This is a genomic window from Clostridium sp. AF37-5, from assembly GCF_003477605.1.
Lineage (GTDB): Bacteria > Bacillota > Clostridia > Lachnospirales > Lachnospiraceae > Eubacterium_F.
In genome coordinates this window covers 116,101-132,364 of record NZ_QUDR01000005.1, presented here as the reverse complement: position 1 = coordinate 132,364, position 16,264 = coordinate 116,101, and the positions used below count along the sequence as shown (strand labels likewise).

Below are 16,264 nucleotides of genomic sequence, written 5' to 3'. Positions count from 1 at the left end.
GGGGGATAATTTGATTTGAATTTAAAGCATGGTCATACATGGAAATTAAGAAAACGTATCTGTTCCAATACTATATTTACGAAATCAAAGGAGGATTCAGATGAAAAAATTAAAGCATAATTTTAAGAAAGGCATGGCGTTTGTTCTTTCCCTTGCTATGGTGGCAGGACTGGTTCCTGCTATGTCTGGCGGAGCAAATACGGTGCAGGCTGCAACCGGTTCCGGAACAGAACCAAGTGTGACAGCATATGCCACGAAGGACCAGTTAATGACCGCATTTAATCCGGATTCTAATGGTGATGCTACGACCATCGGCAAGCTGGTATTTGGTAAAAATAGCAGTAGCGTTGCGCAGGAATGGTACATCTTAGGAAGGGATACCGGCGTATCAGGAGATAATACCATCATCTTTGCCGCAAGTCCGATAGCAAGAAAGCAGGCGTTTGAGGATGATGATTCCAACAAGAAGACTTTTGCTTCAAGTTTTGGAGTATATGAAACCAATCCATCAGATGTATATCAAAACCACTACGGAGCAAGTGACCTTCGAGTGGCGTTGAAGAATATGGCTACGAATACATCTTACTTCACCACAGCAGAGCAGGGCTTGATGAATCCTACCACAGTGACAACAAATGACATACTGAATAGTACAATCTATACCACCACAGACAAGCTGTATGCACTGACGGCAGATGGTGCCGGTTTTCCCTATACAACCATAAAAGTAGGAAGTGATAACAATACAGTACTTGCCGAGAGTAGTTACTGGAGAAGCGGAGAGTTATTCTGGCTGCGCTCGCCTAGCGACCTCGATAGTAGTGATAACATTGCGTGGGTCGCTTATCCGGGCAAGTATGTCTACGGCAGCATTGTCAGCACCAAGTTCGCAGTTCAGCCCGCTTCCAATCTGAATCTGTCATCTGTGCTCTTCGCATCTGCTGCGACAGCAGCATCATCTGATAAAGCAGAGGCAAGAACAATCGCAGACGGTACGGCGATGACTTTAAGACTGGACGGAACAGGTAAGGATATTGGTACAGCAACATATAACACCACAACAGGTGATATTAAGGCGGTGAAGGGTGCTACCTCACAAACCGTGGCACTTGTCGTGCAGGGCAATGACGGAACAAATAACTGGTATTACAGCAAGAAGATTACAGGAACAGATGTTGTGAACGTATCTGATATTGTGGCAGAATCAAATACACCGGCATCAATCGATTTATCAGCCTGCAAAATCTGGCTGGAAGCTACAGACAGTACGGAAAATCTGACTTATGCGGTCAATGCAACTGAGACAACAATTAAAATAATTCATTCAGTAGCAATTACAGATATTGAAACTCCGGTGTCAAATACTGCATTGGACACCGAAGCATCATGTGCAACCACAGGTGTAAGCAGCACCACACCACAGATTACATGGACATCAAGTGATACCACAGCAGGTTACAATACAAGCTACACGGCAAGTATTACACTTACAGCAACTACAGGCTACGAATTTATTGATTCCACGACAGCTACCGTATCAGGTAATAACGCAACAAGCATTACAAAGAATACGGACGGAACACTTACGGTAACATATGATTTTCCTGCCACAGCAAAGGATAGATTGATAAGTATCACGACACCACAGGCGATAACCGTAGCGAACGGAACTGCTTATAGTGACATGAATCTGCCGGAGCAGGTAAATATTGTGACAGAGGGTAATACGGTAAGTAGTGCATCGGTCACATGGAACACCACTACACCGGCAGGCGGAAGCTATGAACCGTCTGAATTAACCGAGCAGACCGTAATCTTAACTGGAACGGTAACATGTCCTGACAGTATTGATGATAATGGAATTCCGCTTACCACAACCATTACCATCACCATCAGTGCGGCAGGCATTGTTGGTGCTCCGACAGTAAATTTGGCAGCAGGAACCTATACAGAGAATCAGTCGGTAACACTTACTTCTTCCACAGAAGGAGCAACGATTTATTATACTACCGATGGAAGTGAACCAACAATTACCGGTGGTGTACCTGCCGGAACAACAGCACAGTACACAGCACCGATAGCGGTAACAGGAACAGAAGGACAGAGTATTACAACTACCATCAAAGCAATTGCAGTAAAGGACAGAATGCAGAATAGCAGTGTAGAGACATTTACCTATACCATTCAGATTCCGGTACCGAAATATGAGGTGACCGTAACGAATGGAAGTGGTTCAGGAAATTATGCACAAGGCTCTACAGTAACGATTACTGCAAACACAGCACCAAATGGACAGCGTTTTAAGGAGTGGACGATAGAGAGTGGAAATATAACACTTGCAAGCAGCACAAGTGACACAACAACATTTGTAATGCCAGCAGGAGCAGTAAGTGTGAAAGCAAATTATGAAGCGATTCCAACCCCTGTATCTTACAAGATTTTGGATGGCGCAAACAGTGATTGGAAGCAGAATACTGAGGAAACTATTACAATCAGAGGAAATGGTGATTTTTCCAAGTTTGTTGGTGTAAAAATAGATGGAAACACTATTGATGCTAAGAATTATACCGCAAAGGAAGGCTCTACAATTATTACCTTAACGACAGACTACCTGAAGACACTTTCTATAGGAACACATACATTTGAAATTGTATGGACAGATGGTTCGGCCAGTACAAACTTTACAGTAAGTAAGAATGATTCCGGTAGCGAAACACCAAAAGATGATGACAAAAACAAAAATGATGATAGCGGAAGTCAGACAGGTGATAATCACCATATAACTGCCCCACAGACAGGAGATAATAGTCATCTGACTTTATGGATTTCTTTGTTAGGAGCGTCATTAATAGGATTACTGGCAACGTTATATATGAGAAAGAAAAAGGATAATGAATAATATGCGCCTTTAGACAAGGCATATATATTCAGTAAAGGGGATAGCTGGCACGAAAGAAATGCTGGCTATCCCCTCTGTATATATGGTGGTATATGCAGAGTGTTATTCTTATGCGTCTTCTGCATCTACCCACATCTGCATAGTTCCATCAAGATATAGCTTAACATACTCTAGTGGCTCATCAATCGCAAGAGCATTTAACGAACATTGTGAGCAGGGAGTAGTTTTTAGTCCATCCTCTGCCTTATTACAGTCAATGCGTAACATATATCCAGCAGATGTGTAGATATCAATGCTGTTGTGATACATATTGTATTCTGCGTAAATGGTATTCATGTTGTGTCTCCTTAAAATCAAAAAATATTGAAGCATTTCAATCAGTTCACCATGTCAGTTTTATTTTGTGTTATATGATTTTCTTTGTCTCCGCTGCCGCTTCGGTCGGCACAGAGCAGATGTCCACTGGACATCTGCTCTGTGCCCTTATTTTTTCCCTTATCAGAGTTCGTAAAAACCTGTGGGAAGATATAACACAAGGGAAAGTCTAAGGGAAAGTTCACCTACCACAAACTTAGTGTTTTCAATGGCTCGTGAGAAATTTAGTAACAAAATATAACAGTTATTAAATTCCTTAGAATAGGTGAAATCTCAATCGGAATTTGTAAGTCTGTTACAGTATTGATAAAAGAGATTATTCATGATACAATATCCGAAAAATCGGAAATGGAAAGATAGAGGAAAGAATATTGCATCATGAAGATATATGAGAGAATATTTGCGAGACTTGAAGAACTACATATGAGCCAGACGAAACTATCCAGAAGAACTGGTATTGCGACCAGCACAATTAGTGATTGGCGGAAGAAACAGATTAATCCACAGGCGGATAAACTGGTGTCTATATGCAAGGCACTAGATATGACACTTGTGGAATTGCTTTGCGACGAAGAAAATGCGGAACAGACAGCCTACATAGATTATGTAACAGATGAAAATTATATAATTGAATTGTATCGACGATCAGATACAGAGAGTAGACAAAGAATGATCAGTTACCTTGCACTTCTTGATGTCTGCAAGCAAATCAACGATAGTAGCCAATCGCAGCAGAGGAATGTTTCTGTCATTCAGGACATTGATGGAAATAATATTGTGGTGATTAACGATATCCGGTTTAAGGGAAAACGTTCCATCAATTGGAAGGAAGTGCGGGCGTATTTGAAAGAATATGTCGGTGACTTTTATAAGGTGGCGTCTACTGGCGATGTTATATATATCGGATCTGATCTGCCAAGTGAATATTCGGGATCAGTATATACCAAAAGGCTGAACGGAGCAGTTGCAAAGGCTAAAGCGAATGCAACACAGGGAATTCCTGAAATGATAGAAATTTCAACAGGCAGATATTTTAGAGAAAATAATAAGGGGAAACATAATTGGAGTGCAAGGAATGGCTGGTATAGATATGATACTTATTTTGCATTACCGGTATACGGTGATAATGAAGATATTGAAAGATATAACGTATTTCATGCATCTTTGATAATAAGGCATGCAAACGATGGAAAAATGTATTTGTATGATATTCTAGATATAAAAAAAGAAACGAGCACCCCGTTGGAGCCATAAGGCTTTACTTGGCACAAAACCCATTTCTTTTATGAATAGATAATACAATATGGTAGAAAAAATGTCAATCCGAATATTCGAAAATTAAGACGTTAAGATGGTGTTTATGTATAATATAAGTAGCATAATTGCAACTAGCAATATATTGGCTTAGATTCTGCGTTGGTGTACGATGATTTTGGAGGTAGTTAGAAATGATTTTTTCGGAAAAACTACAGTTGATTCGGAAAAACAAAGGATTAGCGCAAGAAGAACTGGCAGAAAAATTATCAGTATCAAGGCAAGCTGTAGCCAAATGGGAATCGGGACAGGTATATCCAGAGATTACGAATTTTATTCAGATCAGCAATTTGTTTAATGTGACAGTAGATTGTTGTAGGAGATTTTACATAGTTTCAAGGCTATGAACAGATTTATTGTAATAATGAAAAGGTATATGAATGCTATTTTCATGGTGGCTTAATGAAATAGACAGATTCAAGTTTGTAACACCAAAATATATAATCTTGACAAAAAAGAATAATATATTTATTATTATACCTAAATTGATAAAGAGCTTGTCTCGGCATGGATGAAGACTATAGATTTTACTGTTTCTGAACATAACAGTGTGTCTATAGTCTTTTAATTTTATTGGGAAATTATAAATATAAGAATTGCTGTGCCAAAAGCAGAAAGGGGTTATGGCAATGAGCAGATTAGAATGGATAAAGAAAATAATTATAATAGTGGTTGGTTCCGTGGTGGCGGCATATGGAATCACGCTTGCCTTATATGCTGGGTTTGGTGGTGCAACTCTTGCCGTTTTGTGGCAGGGTATTTCTGAAACTTTTCATGTAAGTATAGGTATGGCATCTATGATTGTAGCCATAATTATGATTACATTTGCATTTTCCTACGACAGATCACAGATACATATTGGTACAATTTTATATCAGATTGTATATAGCTTTTGTGTTGATTTATTTGCAAATATACATGTGTACAGTGCGCATTTGTGGGTAAATGCACTTATCATGTTATTGGGTATAATCCTTTTTGCAATGGGAACGGGAATCTATGCGGCAGCTTCTTTAGGGCGTGGTTCTTATGAGGCATTGACATTTTCGCTTGCAGATAAGAATGGCTGGCAGGTAAAAGCTGTGCGAATGATACTTGATATTGTGATGGTTGTTATTGGAGTTATTCTTGGCGGAAAGTTTGGGTTATGTACTATTTTGACAATTATTCTGTCGGGACCGGTTATTCAGTTTACAGTATCAAAGACAAAAAAAGTGTTTAATATCTGAATCACGATTGTGTTATAATGAGGGAAAAGTAAATTGGAGGTTTATGAAAATTTATGAGTGAATGGAATGCAGCTTTATATGATAATAAACATGATTTTGTCGCGGAATATGGAAAGGGACTTTTAGAGTTTGTGTCTGAGAATAATAATCAAAGTATTCTTGATTTGGGCTGCGGAACCGGAATTCTTACAGTACAATTAAAGAAGCTGGCAGAAGTGGTGATTGGTGTTGACAGTTCGGAAAGCATGATAAAACGGGCGCAACAGCAGTATCCTGACATAAAATTTATAGTTAGTGATGCACTGGCATTACCATTTGTAGAACAGTTTGATGTTGTTTTTTCAAATGCTGTTTTTCATTGGATAACAGACCATAATGCGTTGTTGAATAATATACATAAAGTATTGAAACCAGGCGGATTATTGATATGCGAATTTGGTGCTAGTGGAAATATTGCAACAATCGAGAATGCATTTATGAGAGTGAGCAAGGATTTGAGATATGAATACAGTCCTAAGTTTAATTTTCCGACAAGTGAGCATTTTGCTGCCTTATTAAGAAAGAACGGATTTGTTATTGATAAAATATATGATTATGACAGACCAACGCCATTAAAAGATAATGAAAAAGGTTTAGCGAACTGGATGAAACAGTTTTTTGCCTCTGACTTGGAATTAATGACGGAAAAGATGCAGACAGAAGTTATTAAAAATGTTGAGGATTTAACGAGAAAGTCTCTTTGGAATGGAAGTCAGTGGATTGCTGATTACCGCAGACTAAGGGTGATTGCGCATATATGAATCGGAAATTGTTTATGGAGGATAGGCGTAATGGATATTGATGTTGAACTTGCAGCATATGAGAAAGGATTAGGAAAATTATACGAAAACCTGCCCAAATATGTACACGGAGGTGATGCAAGTGATAAAAGCAGTAATATTTGATATGTATGAAACACTTATAACTCTTTTTGATAGTCCATTGTATTTTGGAACTCAGATGGCGTCAGATGCGGGTATTGCAGAAGAAAGATTCCAAGAAACATGGCGTGCAGAAGAAAAAAATAGAACGACAGGAAAAATCACTTTAGAAGAACTACTGGAAAAGATACTTCGAGAAAATAATTGCTTTTCGGAAGAGAAAATGAATTATATTTTGAAAAAGCGTATTTGGTGTAAAGAAGAGGCTTTTGAGCATCTGCATATTGAAATTATTCCAATGTTAAGAGCATTAAAGAAAAAAGGAATAATGATTGGATTAATTAATAATTGTTTTTCGGAAGAGTCAACGGTTATAAAGAAAAGTATTTTGTATCCTTTTTTTGATGCTGTATGCTTATCTTTTGATGAAGGAATACAAAAACCAGATCCAGCTATATTTGAAAGATGCATAGAAAGGCTAGGTGTTGAGGCGGACGCCTGTCTATATGTGGGAGATGGTGGAAGCAATGAACTTGAGGCGGCACAAAGGCTTGGAATGCAAGTTGTACAAGCCGTTTGGTATCTTAAGGAAGGAATAAATCAACCCGCACAAAGGAAAACAGATTTTGAGCATATTGAAAAGCCAATGGATATAATAGAGCTGATTAAAAAACAATGTTTAGTATGATGAATGTGATACAAGTTAAAGGAGGGGCACTATATTGATTAGAGAAATACACGAAAATGAATTAAAAGGGTTATTAGAATTATATTTACATTTACATGAAAGTACTGTTCCGGAAATGACAGAGCAATTAAATAGAACATGGTCGACTATTGTTCAGGATAGAAATCATCATATTGTTATAAAAGTTGTGGATAACAAAATAGTATCTTCTTGTGTTTGTGTAATCATACCTAACTTGACAAGAAATGTAAGACCGTATGCTATTATAGAAAATGTTGTTACACATAAAGATTATCGTGGAAAGGGATATGCATCGGAATGTTTAGCATATGCTAAAGAAATAGCTAAAAAGGAAAACTGCTATAAAATGATGTTACTCACAGGTTCCAAAAAGGAATCAACTATGGAGTTTTATAAAAGTGCGGGGTATAATTGTTCCGATAAAACAGCCTTTGTACAATGGATAGAATAAATCAGGTGTTTGTACCTGTTGTTGGTATTCTTGTAATGTTAATTTAGGTTGTGACTGGTTGACTGGATTTTTCAAAATCGAAAATTCGGTCAACCATTTTTTAGACAAAAGTTGACTGGAAAATCATATTTTGCTAAATAGGTCATAAAAATCGAAAAAATAAATGACTGTATTTGTAATTATGCAAATTTAGGTCAACTTAGACCTCGTAGAAGTTGACTTTATATAGAAAAAAGTATAAACAAGTCAACGCAAGAGAGAAAATTGGGTGACCGTAGAAAGATTTTTTTAGAATTAAGTCAACCTAACAGTTTTTGTTTTCTATATTTCTAAAAAACTTGATGTTGATGTCAGCTTATGATATTCTAATAATGAACAATCAATCAGATAAAATGAAGGGGATACATATGAAAAAGACAAAAGAGCAGCATAATGAACGAAAAAAGGAAATCATGGAAAAATGCTTTGAATGCTATGCAGAAAACGGACTGACTGGTACAGGGATTAAAGCACTTGCCGCAGCCTGCAACTGCACCACAGGCAATCTGTATTGTTACTTTAAAAATATAGATGAGCTGATTCTTGAATCAACCGCCTATTGTATGACCAAGGTAGAGGATGATTTTATGGAAAAGGCACCTACCGATCCTAAGGATGTGTTACGGTTTATTGAAGAGGTGCCTTACTGGACAGCGAAGAAGCACGGGAAAAAGTATCGTTTGATGTATCAAGTGTACACACTTCCCAAGTATATTGAGTATGGAAAGAAATTCTTTGAGGGTGTCAATGAGCGGTATACGGAGTATGCGAAGCAGTTAGAGCCAAAGATTGGTATTCCTCATACGGTGATTACGCCATTAATCTTCATATTCGTCCGTGCCTGCGTCCACTATGCTATGTTTGAAGATGAATATTATCTAAAAACCCAGATGGAAGTCTTGAAACAGGCTGTTGCCCTGTTTGCGGACAAGTACAGAAGGGAAGGTTTTGATGGAGGTGACGCTTAATGCGGATAACGGTTAAGAAGAAAGAAAAGAAAAATTACAAATCAGTAAAACTCGTGGTATTTGTTTTAGTGTTCGTATTGTTGGTCAATACGGTTCCGGTCAAAGTATCGGCAGCAGAAAGTAAGGAAGACGTATATCTTATGTATTATGGTAATCCTGACTATTGTAGATTGAAAGGTGCGAAACTACCGGGGACAAGTTCAGATTTGCTATTGTATTCATGGTATATGGACAGTGATGGACAAGATTGTGCTAAGCTATATTGGTCTGGCAGTTCGGAAGAGTACGCAAACGTCAGCCCTCCTACGGAAATTCAGGATGATAAAACATGGGATATGGACCCATTTCTATTTACGGACCTTGATGACACTTTTAATAACAACATGATCATTACATGGACTGATGCAAATAAGAAGTTTGACGGGACTGAGACGAAGGATGAGATTGCAGGTTCTATGAGAATATCGGTTAGGGCTTTAAAGTCTTCAACCATAGTATTTTCGGATAAGATTCTTACAGTTACAAAAGAATCAAGTGATGTCAGCGCGTATAATTCTCATATAACTAAATTTGGAGACAAAATACTCATTACATGGGTTGTTTGTTCGGATGTAAAAAATGATGACAGAGCATATGGAATCGAGGGACTTTATTATGATCCGGATACGAACAAGTTTTCTTCAGACGATAACAAGACCGATGCCAAGGGAAATCTAATACCGATGGTTTTTGCAGAATCCTGCAATTATATTTCCAATCATACAGTGGCAGAACTCAATGGTTCGGTTGCAGTACTTTATGAAGAGGCTGTGGATGGGACACATGTATCGGATGTGATGTATGATCAGGTAAAACAGAGAGATAAGGTATCTTTGTATTCTCCGGATGAGTTTAAGAATAACAAAGTTAAACTGGCTGTAAATAATGGAAAAAATGTAGATACAGTCAATCTGCCGGATACATATGGCTCCATTGTTGAGACGGATCTGCCAGAATTAATTTACTACTGCAATGGAAAGATTAAGGAAATCGGCACCGATTCGGACAGCACATCCGGGTGGAAGATTGAGGAACTCGCAGATGTATCTAAAACAGGAGACGCAAGATATTCGATTCTTTCCAAAGACGGTTCCATGCAGTATATTACGGCGAGAGAGTACAGCCCGTTAAAAATAGATAAGTCAGAGATTACCCTCAATGGTATGAAATATACAAAATCCTCCAATGGAAAATGGATGGATGAGCAAAATAAGGAACAGGATATCAGGCAGGAAGATATTCGCTTGTATTATTACAACAATACAACAGGAAAAGCAGAAATACTGCCGCAAAAACTACATGGTAAAGATGGAGTGTTTTTTATGGCGCAGCCGTCTATATTCATTAATCATTCGGGAATGCTTGATGTTACGTGGTTTTATGCAAATGCAAATGAGAATATGAGTTTTGGACTTTATCATACAACTTATGAACAGCAGTCTGTACAAAAGGCGGATTACACAGCGGTAAATGAAGCAATTGATAAAGTAAATGCACTGAATAAGAATGATTATGAGGATTTTTCTGCTGTGACCGATGCGGTAAATGCTGTTGAGTATGACAAGGATTACACGGAACAGGAAACGGTGGAAGGTCATGCCAAAGCGATAGAAAAAGCCATCAAAGCGTTGAAATTGCGAAGTGCGGATTATACAGCGGTGGATGAAGCACTGACCAAGGTAAAAGGTCTGGATGCAGATTTATACCGGAACTTTTCGGATGTTACAGCAGCGGTAGATGCCGTTGACCGGGATAAGAACTTTAAGGAGCAGGCAGAGGTAGACGCGATGGCAGCAGCAATAGAAACAGCAATTCAGGCATTGACATATAAAGATGCAGATTACACGACAGTGGATGAGGCCATTGCCAAGGCAAAAGCTTTGGATGTGAATTTGTACAAGGACTTTACAGCGGTAAATGTTGCTATAGATGCAGTAGTGCGTGGTAAAAATATTAAGGAGCAGGCAGAGGTGGATGCGATGGCGAAGGCTATTGAGGATGCGGTTGCCGCTCTTGAGTTAAAATCCGCAAATACAAAGACGGAGACAAACAATACAAATCAGGGTGGTGCACAGTCTGAAACAAATAATGCAAGTGCGACGGATGCTCCATCTGTAAGCAACGCTTCCAATCCGGTAAATACACAGTCAGAAGCAAGTGATACCAGCGAAGAGGCTGAAGATACACAGTCAGAAGCAAGTGATACCAGCGGAGAGGCTGAAGATACACTGTCTGAAACCAGTGATGAGAATGAGGAAAAAGGATCGTCAAGAACAGAAGATAAGAGTCCGGAGACTGGTGATGACAGCAATTTGAAACTGTGGATTACATTGTTTTTTCTCAGTGGTAGTGGCATTGTGTGTATGTTGCAGAAGAAGAGAACTACGAAAAATGAAAAAATAAGAATAAACGAGAAAAAAAGAGCATAAGTTAGATATAGTGGCAAAATGCGGAAATATGGAAATGCATAAGGCATTGCATTTCTTTTGATTATTGCATATTATAGAGCCAATGGGTTAGCACTCGTCAGATTGGAGTGCTAACAAGATATAAGAAATGGAGGAATCAAACATGAAATTAGTACCTTTAGGTGACAGAGTTGTATTGAAACAGTTAGACGCAGAAGAGACCACCAAATCCGGTATTGTACTGCCGGGGCAGGCACAGGAAAAACCACAGCAGGCAGAGATTATTGCTGTTGGACCGGGTGGTGTTGTAGATGGAAAAGAAGTAAAAATGGAAGTAAAAGTTGGCGATAAAGTGATTTACTCCAAATATGCCGGAACAGATGTAAAATTGGACGGCGAGGAGTATGTAATTGTTCGTCAGAGTGATATTTTGGCAATTGTAGAGTAAAGGATTGATTTGATAGGAGGAATTTAATTATGGCTAAGGAAATTAAATTTGGCGTAGAAGCAAGATCTGCATTAGAAGCAGGTGTAAATAAACTGGCAGATACCGTTCGTGTAACACTTGGACCAAAAGGAAGAAATGTTGTTTTGGATAAATCTTTTGGTGCTCCATTGATTACCAATGACGGTGTAACAATCGCAAAAGAAGTTGAATTAGAAGATGCCTTTGAAAATATGGGGGCCCAGTTAGTAAAAGAAGTAGCAACGAAAACAAATGATGTTGCCGGTGATGGTACAACAACAGCTACCGTTTTGGCGCAGGCTATGATTAATGAAGGAATGAAGAACTTAGCAGCCGGAGCAAATCCGATTATTCTCCGCAAGGGAATGAAAAAGGCAACAGAGACAGCTGTTGATTCCATTCGCAGCATGAGTTCTAAACTTTCCGGTAAAGAGCAGATTGCAAAAGTTGCAGCAATTTCTGCCGGTGATGAGCAGGTTGGTGAAATGGTTGCCGATGCAATGGAAAAAGTAACCGGTGACGGTGTTATTACAATTGAAGAATCCAAGACAATGAAGACAGAACTGGATATGGTAGAAGGTATGCAGTTTGACCGTGGTTATTTGTCTGCTTATATGGCTACTAATATGGATAAGATGGAAGCAGAACTGGATAATCCGTATATCTTGATTACCGATAAAAAGATTTCTAATATTCAGGAAATCCTTCCACTGCTTGAGCAGGTTGTTCAGGCAAGTGCAAGACTTTTGATTATTGCTGAGGATGTAGAGGGAGAAGCTCTCAGCACATTGGTAATCAATAAACTTCGCGGAACCTTTAATGTAGTTGCTGTAAAAGCTCCTGGTTATGGTGACAGAAGAAAAGAAATGCTCAAAGATATTGCAATCCTTACCGGTGGTCAGGTAATTTCCGAAGAACTTGGCTTGGATTTGAAAGAGACAACGATGGATCAGCTTGGACGTGCAAAATCTGTAAAAGTTCAGAAAGAAAATACAATCATTGTTGATGGTGAAGGTGATAAAGCAGAAATCGAGGCAAGAATTGCACAGATTAAGAATCAGATTGAAGAGACAACATCTGATTTTGACCGTGAAAAACTTCAGGAAAGACTTGCTAAATTAGCTGGCGGCGTTGCTGTTGTACGTGTTGGTGCAGCAACTGAGACAGAAATGCAGGAAGCAAAACTTCGTATGGAAGATGCTTTAGCAGCAACAAGAGCAGCGGTAGAAGAAGGAATTATCGCAGGTGGCGGTTCTGCTTACATTCATGCAAGCAAAGAAGTTGCTAAGATGGCTGCCTCTCTTGAGGGAGACGAAAAGACCGGTGCCAACATTATTTTGAAAGCACTGGAAGCACCACTTCGCCGTATTGCAGAAAATGCAGGTCTGGAAGGTTCTGTTATCATTGATAAAGTCCGTTCTGAGAAGCCTGGATTTGGATTTAACGCATTGACAGAAGAATATGTAAATATGGTAGACAATGGTATTCTTGACCCGGCTAAGGTAACAAGAAGTGCATTGCAGAATGCAACGAGTGTAGCGTCTACCTTGTTGACAACCGAGTCTGTTGTTGCTAATATTAAAGAAGATGCACCGGCAATGCCAGCAGGCGGTGCCGGCGGCATGGGCATGATGTAAATAGACGAAAGAACTAGGAGGATTGGATGGAACAATCATACGCAGAAGCGAACGCAAAAAAGAAAACGACGGGGTCAGTCATTGCTTTAAAAATTATATTGATTATTTTGGTAATTCTTGTTTTTTTAGCATCAATACTGATTTCGATATCGACAAAAATTAATCTGTTAGTATTAATCGGAGTAGCAGCAATCTTTGGCTTGATTTGGTATTGGCCGAGATTCCGTGTGGAATGGGAATATGTATTCTGTGATGGACAGCTTGACTTTGATATGATACAAGGCGGAGAGCGTCGAAAGAATATTCTTCGAATTGAAATTGAGGATGCGGATGCGATTGCCCCAATTCAGTCCACAAAACTGGATGGATACAGGCACTTGGAAGTGCGCGATTATTCATCAATGAATGAAAAGGCGAATGTTTACGGAATTGTAACAAGACTTCCGGAAAAGGACGAGAAAGTAATGATTCTCTTTGAGCCAACGAGCCGTATGGTTGAGTTGATGCAGAAGAAATGTCCGGAAATTGTGTCGCTGTCCTAATAATAATGTGCCAAATAAAAGAAAACAGTACCTTATCTTGATTATGTCAACATAAGGTACTGTTTTCTTTTATTATACGTAATAAATCAAATACGTAATAAATCAAAAATAGTACGTAATAAATCAAAAGTGGTGCGTGATAAATCAATACAAACAAAAAGGAATGTGATAGAATAAAAAAATCGGAAAAGAAAGGACGACTAAAGATGAAAAACAAAAAGTTAAGCACCACAATTACAATTACTATTTCCATTGTTGCTGCTGTTTGCATACTGGGATTGTTTTTGTTTGCAAATGGAAGTATGACATCTGTAATGAAGAACAACAGCATGGATAACATGAAAACTTCGCTTGAATCTAGGCAGAAGGTCATTGAAGACTATGTAAATAATGCGGAAGACCAGCTGGTTTCTTACAGTAAGGGAATCGAGATTGTGAAGCTTTTAGAAAATCCTACCGATTCGGAAATTCAAAAAAAGCTCAAAAGTATACAGAAGATTATTATAAAGAATTGTCCGGATGGGAAGGTATTTATGCCGGAGAGCCAAATACGCATGTAATTGTTCACAATAATCCGAAAATTGTTGGAATGACGACTAGAAAAGGAGAAGCACTAAAACAATTGCAGGACGCGATGAAGGAATCGGATCGCTTGTATAATGCAGGAATTATTGTTTCTCCTGCTTCGAAAAAGTTAACGCTTTCTATGTATTGCCCGGTTTATAAAGGGGATGAAATGATTGGATATGTCGGCGGTGGTCCTTTTGGAGAACAACTTCAGAAGAGTTTGGATGCGTTAAAAGTAGAAGGACTTGATAATGCGTCCTTTACCATGATTAATACAAAGACAAATACATATATTTTCAGCAAGGATTCGAAAAAGATTGCGAAAGAAATCAAGGATCCGATGCTCCTTAATATTTCGGAAAGTGCCAAAAAAGGAGCCGGTAACCAGGTTCATGAAATCGATTACCAAGATGCTGATGGAAAAGATTGTGTAGGTGTTTACCGCGTGTTAAATGACCGCGGCTGGGCCGTTGTAATGACAGATACAGAAGACGAAATATTTGCAATGGCAAATACCAATCGTAATACGCTTGGATTTATCTGCCTTGGCTCTTTCTTACTCATTATGCTGCTTACTTATGTTGTGATTCGATTCTGTCTGAATCCTTTGAAAGTAGCAGAAAATGCCATTTTGAATTTGAAAGATCTGAAGTTGAATAAAGATGAAAAAATTGAGAAATATGTCAACGGAAAAAGTGAAATTGGCCACATTGCTACGGCGATTGATTCTTTGTATCGTACATTTGATGCCATTATTGATACACTTAATTCCTGCTCGGTATCGCTTCTTAAATCGGCAGAGAAAATCACTTCTTCCTCAGAAGAATTATATGATTGTGTAGGTGATAATGCAGCAACGGTAGAACAGGTAGTGGCTGGTGTTACACTTACGGAAGAGGCTGTAGAACAGGTTGGTAAGGAAATTGGACGTATTTCCGAACTTGTATCCGATGTTGGCAGAAAAGTCAGTGATGGAAGCGAGCGCAGCGAAGAACTGATTCAGGAAGTTCAGAAGATGAAAGATACGGCTAATCAGTCATTAGATGCCAATCGCGAAAAGATGGTATGGAATGAAAATAATATTGAGAAGGCAATGAAAGAATTGCAGTCATTGTCACGCATCAATGAGATGGTTGATCGAATTCTAGAGATAACAAGCCAGACGAATTTGCTTTCTTTGAATGCTTCGATTGAGGCAGCGAGAGCCGGAGAGGCAGGAAAGGGATTTGCCGTTGTTGCTAGCGAGATTGGAAATCTTGCGTTGAGTTCATCCGAGACTGCGACGGAAATTCAGACGATTTGTAAAGATGCGAACAAAAACATTGATTATGTAAGGCAGTGTTTTGTTTCTATTTTGGATTATTGGAAGACTGATGTTACAAAACAGTTTACAGACTTTATTGAGATGTCGAATGAATACAGCACATCGATTGGCTCGATTGAGGAATTGATTCGTGGTATTCAGAATGTGACAGATTCTGTTTCGGATGGCGTTGTTGCAATTTGTAATCAGATGGAGCGTGTGGAAGGAGCCACAGAGGAAAATTCTCAGGGAATGGAACGCATTATCGATAAGATTGAGACAACTAAGACAAGTGCGGAGGCGATTTCTTCCGTAACACACGAAAATCAAAAAAATGCAGAGGAAATTCGTGATATTGTGAAAAAATTTACAAAATAAAAAATCGCTATTAAGGATTG

The 16,264-nt window shown here is 38.7% G+C and carries 15 protein-coding genes; 14 read left to right on the top strand and 1 reads right to left on the bottom strand.

Annotation, left to right across the window (positions count from 1 at the left end; translation table 11 throughout):
• Positions 1-100 precede the first annotated feature (100 nt).
• The gene (locus tag DW019_RS05085) at positions 101-2,899 is read left to right on the top strand and encodes a chitobiase/beta-hexosaminidase C-terminal domain-containing protein (RefSeq protein WP_118442728.1); all 2,799 of its coding nucleotides are present in this window, start codon (positions 101-103) and stop codon (positions 2,897-2,899) included.
• Positions 2,900-3,007: 108 nt separating this feature from the next.
• Here the strand turns inward: DW019_RS05085 and DW019_RS05080 are convergent, their stop codons facing one another.
• A complete protein-coding gene (locus DW019_RS05080; protein ID WP_008119346.1) occupies positions 3,008-3,235 on the bottom strand; it encodes a DUF6061 family protein in 228 nt (75 codons plus the stop codon).
• A gap of 417 nt (positions 3,236-3,652) precedes the next feature.
• Between DW019_RS05080 and DW019_RS05070 the strand changes: the two genes are divergently transcribed.
• From DW019_RS05070 to DW019_RS05010, 13 genes are all read left to right on the top strand, one after another.
• On the top strand, positions 3,653-4,528 hold the full coding sequence (locus DW019_RS05070; protein WP_117478071.1) for a helix-turn-helix transcriptional regulator: 876 nt from the start codon (positions 3,653-3,655) through the stop codon (positions 4,526-4,528).
• A 194-nt stretch (positions 4,529-4,722) separates the two neighbouring features.
• Positions 4,723-4,935: a helix-turn-helix transcriptional regulator gene (locus DW019_RS05065; RefSeq protein ID WP_118442727.1), complete on the top strand. Its 213-nt coding sequence runs from the start codon at positions 4,723-4,725 to the stop codon at positions 4,933-4,935.
• Positions 4,936-5,217: 282 nt separating this feature from the next.
• Positions 5,218-5,817, top strand: coding sequence for a YitT family protein (locus DW019_RS05060; RefSeq protein WP_117478070.1), 600 nt, complete (start codon positions 5,218-5,220; stop codon positions 5,815-5,817).
• A 53-nt stretch (positions 5,818-5,870) separates the two neighbouring features.
• Positions 5,871-6,617: a class I SAM-dependent methyltransferase gene (locus DW019_RS05055; RefSeq protein ID WP_117478069.1), complete on the top strand. Its 747-nt coding sequence runs from the start codon at positions 5,871-5,873 to the stop codon at positions 6,615-6,617.
• A 121-nt stretch (positions 6,618-6,738) separates the two neighbouring features.
• Positions 6,739-7,425, top strand: coding sequence for an HAD family hydrolase (locus tag DW019_RS05050; RefSeq protein ID WP_118442726.1), 687 nt, complete (start codon positions 6,739-6,741; stop codon positions 7,423-7,425).
• Between the two features lie 34 nt (positions 7,426-7,459).
• Entirely contained in the window at positions 7,460-7,897 is a 438-nt protein-coding gene (locus DW019_RS05045; RefSeq protein ID WP_118442725.1) for a GNAT family N-acetyltransferase, read from the top strand.
• A 407-nt stretch (positions 7,898-8,304) separates the two neighbouring features.
• A complete protein-coding gene (locus tag DW019_RS05040) occupies positions 8,305-8,904 on the top strand; it encodes a TetR/AcrR family transcriptional regulator (RefSeq protein ID WP_118442724.1) in 600 nt (199 codons plus the stop codon).
• Positions 8,904-11,372: a hypothetical protein gene (locus DW019_RS05035; RefSeq protein WP_118442723.1), complete on the top strand. Its 2,469-nt coding sequence runs from the start codon at positions 8,904-8,906 to the stop codon at positions 11,370-11,372. The genes DW019_RS05040 and DW019_RS05035 overlap by 1 nt, the downstream gene beginning before the upstream one ends.
• Positions 11,373-11,514: 142 nt before the next feature.
• A complete protein-coding gene (gene groES / locus DW019_RS05030) occupies positions 11,515-11,799 on the top strand; it encodes a co-chaperone GroES (protein ID WP_022376906.1) in 285 nt (94 codons plus the stop codon).
• Between the two features lie 29 nt (positions 11,800-11,828).
• Positions 11,829-13,454, top strand: a complete 1,626-nt coding sequence (groL, locus tag DW019_RS05025; RefSeq protein WP_117478066.1) for a chaperonin GroEL — start codon at positions 11,829-11,831, stop codon at positions 13,452-13,454.
• Between the two features lie 26 nt (positions 13,455-13,480).
• On the top strand, positions 13,481-13,996 hold the full coding sequence (locus tag DW019_RS05020; protein WP_117478065.1) for a hypothetical protein: 516 nt from the start codon (positions 13,481-13,483) through the stop codon (positions 13,994-13,996).
• A 206-nt stretch (positions 13,997-14,202) separates the two neighbouring features.
• Positions 14,203-14,556 carry a hypothetical protein gene (locus DW019_RS05015; protein WP_118442722.1) on the top strand — a complete coding sequence of 118 codons (354 nt, stop codon included), beginning with the start codon at positions 14,203-14,205 and terminating at the stop codon, positions 14,554-14,556.
• Positions 14,508-16,244 (top strand): methyl-accepting chemotaxis protein, encoded by a 1,737-nt coding sequence (locus DW019_RS05010; protein WP_118442721.1) that lies wholly within the window; start codon positions 14,508-14,510, stop codon positions 16,242-16,244. The genes DW019_RS05015 and DW019_RS05010 overlap by 49 nt, the downstream gene beginning before the upstream one ends.
• Positions 16,245-16,264 lie beyond the last annotated feature (20 nt).

Bases quoted from the DNA above. Each gene is read 5' to 3' on its own strand.
- DW019_RS05040 (WP_118442724.1), top strand. From the start codon at position 8,305: ATGAAAAAGACAAAAGAGCAGCATAATGAACGAAAAAAGGAAATCATG.
- DW019_RS05020 (WP_117478065.1), top strand. From the start codon at position 13,481: ATGGAACAATCATACGCAGAAGCGAACGCAAAAAAGAAAACGACGGGG.
- DW019_RS05035 (WP_118442723.1), top strand. From the start codon at position 8,904: ATGCGGATAACGGTTAAGAAGAAAGAAAAGAAAAATTACAAATCAGTA.
- DW019_RS05055 (WP_117478069.1), top strand. From the start codon at position 5,871: ATGAGTGAATGGAATGCAGCTTTATATGATAATAAACATGATTTTGTC.
- DW019_RS05060 (WP_117478070.1), top strand. From the start codon at position 5,218: ATGAGCAGATTAGAATGGATAAAGAAAATAATTATAATAGTGGTTGGT.
- DW019_RS05080 (WP_008119346.1), bottom strand. From the start codon at position 3,235: ATGAATACCATTTACGCAGAATACAATATGTATCACAACAGCATTGAT.
- groES (WP_022376906.1), top strand. From the start codon at position 11,515: ATGAAATTAGTACCTTTAGGTGACAGAGTTGTATTGAAACAGTTAGAC.
- DW019_RS05085 (WP_118442728.1), top strand. From the start codon at position 101: ATGAAAAAATTAAAGCATAATTTTAAGAAAGGCATGGCGTTTGTTCTT.
- DW019_RS05070 (WP_117478071.1), top strand. From the start codon at position 3,653: ATGAAGATATATGAGAGAATATTTGCGAGACTTGAAGAACTACATATG.
- DW019_RS05015 (WP_118442722.1), top strand. From the start codon at position 14,203: ATGAAAAACAAAAAGTTAAGCACCACAATTACAATTACTATTTCCATT.
- DW019_RS05065 (WP_118442727.1), top strand. From the start codon at position 4,723: ATGATTTTTTCGGAAAAACTACAGTTGATTCGGAAAAACAAAGGATTA.
- groL (WP_117478066.1), top strand. From the start codon at position 11,829: ATGGCTAAGGAAATTAAATTTGGCGTAGAAGCAAGATCTGCATTAGAA.